The sequence below is a fragment of the Wolbachia endosymbiont of Glossina morsitans morsitans genome (genome assembly GCF_000689175.1).
Taxonomy (GTDB): domain Bacteria; phylum Pseudomonadota; class Alphaproteobacteria; order Rickettsiales; family Anaplasmataceae; genus Wolbachia; species Wolbachia pipientis.
The window spans coordinates 8,936-12,645 of sequence record NZ_AWUH01000061.1 but is presented as its reverse complement, the minus strand read 5'-3'; the positions used below and the strand labels follow the sequence as shown (position 1 = coordinate 12,645).

Sequence of the window (3,710 nt, the reverse complement as noted above, 5' to 3'; positions counted from 1 at the left end):
CAAATTAAAGCTGGATCAAAAATTTCATCACACTGCTTTGCTTCATGTATATCATCAATTATTTCCTCGAATTCTTCCACATCATCAATTTCTTGCGGCGCACTTTTTAATATCGCTTTTATTTGGTTTAAGTTTTGACGAATTTTCTCCTGATATCCAACAATTCTCTCTTGATATATATCAATCATTTTTTGACATGCGTTGCCTCTAAATGGATGTTCTTTTTTCTCTTTTATGTAAGAATTTTGAAAGTCTTTACAGTTAAGGATTGCTTCTCAGGAAAAGAGAAAGCAGGGCTATACGGCCAGTAGAATAAGGGCAGTGTGTTCTTTTCTCATCATCTAAGTAGCCATAAAGCGTCATTCCGGTGACCATAGGGTGTCATTCCAGTGCTTGACACTGGAATCCAGGAAATTTTGCTTGTAAGTAAGCAAACTGATTTGGTGAGCATAAAAAGTGGCTGATCTTATGCTGAATAAACGCTTTTGATGAAGTTGCATGGAAAGCTGGATCCCAGTGTCTGGGCACTGGGATGACATCCTTCTTGGTGGAGTGTCCTCAAATCACAATGTTCGTACAGTTGTGTGTCACGCACTGGGATGACAGGACAGAGGACACCATATGTTTATTTGATCGACAAATAAACACTAACAGACAAGAATACACCACAGTTAACTGTGGTGTATACTGGCTGGTTAGAAAGAAAACTTCACGCCAGTAAGAAGGAGAATTCCTTGGTTAGAAGGTACATCAGCATCAGACTCATCTTTCAGCTTACCTGTTTCGTTAGTCATAAAATAATGGAGAGCTGCGTAAGAAACAAATTTGTTCTTACTGCATGCAGGAGACAGATCATATTGAACGCCAAGTGCACCATCATGAAGCATATCTTTGTCATTCATTCTGCTGCCAAAATACGTCAAACTTGTGTAGATATTCTCATGTTGATACCCAGCTCCTACAGTCCAATACATGGTATCTATACTATCTTTACCAAATTGAGCTTTCAGCCCTTCCACTCTTTTGCCAACAGTAGCATCTTTACTATCAATTTCCGTATAGGTATCACCAATTAATTTTTTAATACCCTTCGGTTGACCAGATTTGCCCAAGTATGCAAAAGAGGAAGCAAACTTTACGCCTTGATCTTCATTAATCTTATAATCAGCGCTTACACCAAAATTAACACCCATCAGATCATTATACTCCACAAACTCCTTATAAAGATGCTTATCTTTACTTGGTTGCTTTGGAAAGCCATATTCACCAACTGCAGAAGTTTTAACTTTTATGTTATGTTTATCAAAGTTATATTCATATGATGCACCAGCACTTACTATGTGCTCATAGTCTGGGCCGACATGCTTTATCGTTTCCTTATGTTCTATCTTACCGCCTTTATCTTCTGAAACTGTTTCTTTTACAGTAAACAAACCACTATCATAACGAGGTGAGTAGCTGATACCAAATCTTGCGCCCATATAATTTGGTGAGTAGTAAGCAACTCTAAATGGCAGTGTAGTCGTAACGCCTTTGTTATATTTCCCTGCCATACGGAAAGAGAATTTTTCACTTTCACTCGAAAAACTTTCAGTGTAAAGACGTGGTGTTACGTAAAATGGAAAGCTAGCAGCGCTTCCTTCTAAGTTCACTTTTCTGAACCAGTCACTATCTGCAGCTCCGTCAACAGTCGCAATTCTTGTTGCATCAAGCCTCATCACAGTCTCAGGACCAAATTGGTAACCAAGCTTCACGTCACCATATTTTGAGTTAACAAACACATGCGCACTTCTGCCTTTTGCAGCATAAACACCCTGTGAAGCTCCCTTACCTTCGATCACTGGAACATGAAACTGTACGTCAGTACCATAAAGAAGACCTAAATCTTCATTCTTATTTTCTGCTCTGAGGTGCAATATTGCATCAGCAATCATACCCATATCGTTGCTGTAATCACCAATATTTCCTATTCCTTCATAGAATATTGGATTTGCTCCTTGTGTTATATCTGGAGTGGCATTATAATACTCTGTAGATCTGTTTGGCATAACGTTATAACGTTTATAATTTGCGCCACTTGGTCCAGCTTTGCCATAACCTTGAGCATCAACAACACCACCAAAAGTTATTCTTAAATTACTTTGCCCTTGATTGGTATCGATAATATCAACTCCACCAACTGAAACAACAGGACTTGCCTTACCTTTTTCCTCTGTATTTTTGTTAACAACTTTTATATCCTTCTTTACATCTTTAGCTTCAACTTTAGCATTCTTAGTTTTAGAACGCTTAGTTTTTGAAACTTTACCTTTTTCTATATTAGAATTCTTAGCGTTTAGAGCTTTCGCTTTTGAATCCTCTATAAGCTTTGCTTTTTTCTCATTTGCTACCCTGATCTCCTCTTTTTTCTTAAGCTCTTCAGCTTTTTTTCTTGGATCAGCATTACATATTCTGTCCATCTTTTCTTTCAGTTTTTTATTTGATGTTTTAATAACTTCTGTTTTTCCAGAAGTTTTTGTGCTCTCTTGCTTTTTTATTTCCTTCATACTCTCATCAGAAAAGTCAGCTGCAAAACTGCTAAAAGAACATAAAGTTAATAAAGAAACTAGAGCAGTTCTAGTATACATAGACTTTTTCATGAAGTGCCCCCAAAAAATTTCGAAATCATATCTTAAATGTAAATAGTATAAAAATGTTGAAAATTCAACTTAAAGCAACCTTATAACGAAAATAAAAGTAAAATGCAATACCTTAAAAGCAACTTTCTTAATATGCTCAACGTGTATATTAACCAAAATTTAGTACAGAGGTTCTCTTGTTAGTGCATTATAACTCGACTATTTATTCTATGGAAGTAAAATTTTTCCACCACAAGTTATTTGCCATTCTTCTTTAAATTTCTTTAGGTATTCTTTTTTTTCGCACTCTAAAAGTAGCTCTTTCACACTTTTGTTGTAGCTTTCAGTAGTAATCCTTCCCTGATGATGCATGAACCTTAAGTAAATCAAATAAGTGTTAATTACATCTGTTTCACAATAATCTCGAATCTCTTGTATCTTGCCGCTATCGTATAAGCCCATAACTTGTGACCCATCAACTCCAATCTTACCAGGAAGATTAAATGCTGCACAAACTTCGTTCATTTTTACTCTCGCAGAAGCTCCAAAATCAGAGAGGGATTCAAGCAAATCACAATGCCAATCACTGCTATATCTCTGATTGTAACTATTCCACTTATCGCCAGCTTTATGAAAATATTCTGCTTGAATGCCATGGACCATAGCACGATACTTCAGCACTGGTATATCAAAAGTGCGTCCGTTGAACGAAACTAATCTTGGCTTTTTCTCTGATATGTAGTTAAAAAATCCTTTTACTAGCTCCTTTTCACTGGAATTTAGTGTGCCTCCAGATCTTATTTCTTGCAGTGTGAACACCTCATAACCACTCTGGTAGCTTATATTGCAAAGTAAAAAACTAATAACTACAACAAGGTGAAAAGGCTGACGCAGAAAAGAGTTTTGCCCGTTTGTTATTTCAAGATGATATTTTGTTAATGCATCCCTCTTCTCTTCTACACTACTATCATCACTAATATTGAGTAAATTTTTGCAGGAATTTACATCTGGTATAGTTTCAATATCAAATACCAATAAAGAATTAAGCATTGCCTATATACTCCTCCGGACGGTCGATCCAAGGTCGCACTT

2 protein-coding genes and 1 pseudogene are annotated in these 3,710 nt (G+C 36.4%); all 3 read right to left on the bottom strand.

Features of this window, described 5'->3' with window-relative positions; all coding sequences use genetic code 11:
• Positions 1 to 188 (bottom strand): annotated as a pseudogene (locus WGMM_RS01510) (hypothetical protein); the annotation flags it as partial.
• Between the two features lie 507 nt (positions 189 to 695).
• Positions 696 to 2,639 (bottom strand): WD0745 family porin, encoded by a 1,944-nt coding sequence (locus WGMM_RS01505; protein ID WP_038249027.1) that lies wholly within the window; start codon positions 2,637 to 2,639, stop codon positions 696 to 698.
• A 207-nt stretch (positions 2,640 to 2,846) separates the two neighbouring features.
• Positions 2,847 to 3,668, bottom strand: a complete 822-nt coding sequence (locus WGMM_RS01500) for a 3'-5' exonuclease (protein ID WP_038249024.1) — start codon at positions 3,666 to 3,668, stop codon at positions 2,847 to 2,849.
• Positions 3,669 to 3,710: the final 42 nt, after the last annotated feature.

Bases quoted from the DNA above. Each gene is read 5' to 3' on its own strand.
- WGMM_RS01505 (WP_038249027.1), bottom strand. From the start codon at position 2,639: ATGAAAAAGTCTATGTATACTAGAACTGCTCTAGTTTCTTTATTAACT.
- WGMM_RS01500 (WP_038249024.1), bottom strand. From the start codon at position 3,668: ATGCTTAATTCTTTATTGGTATTTGATATTGAAACTATACCAGATGTA.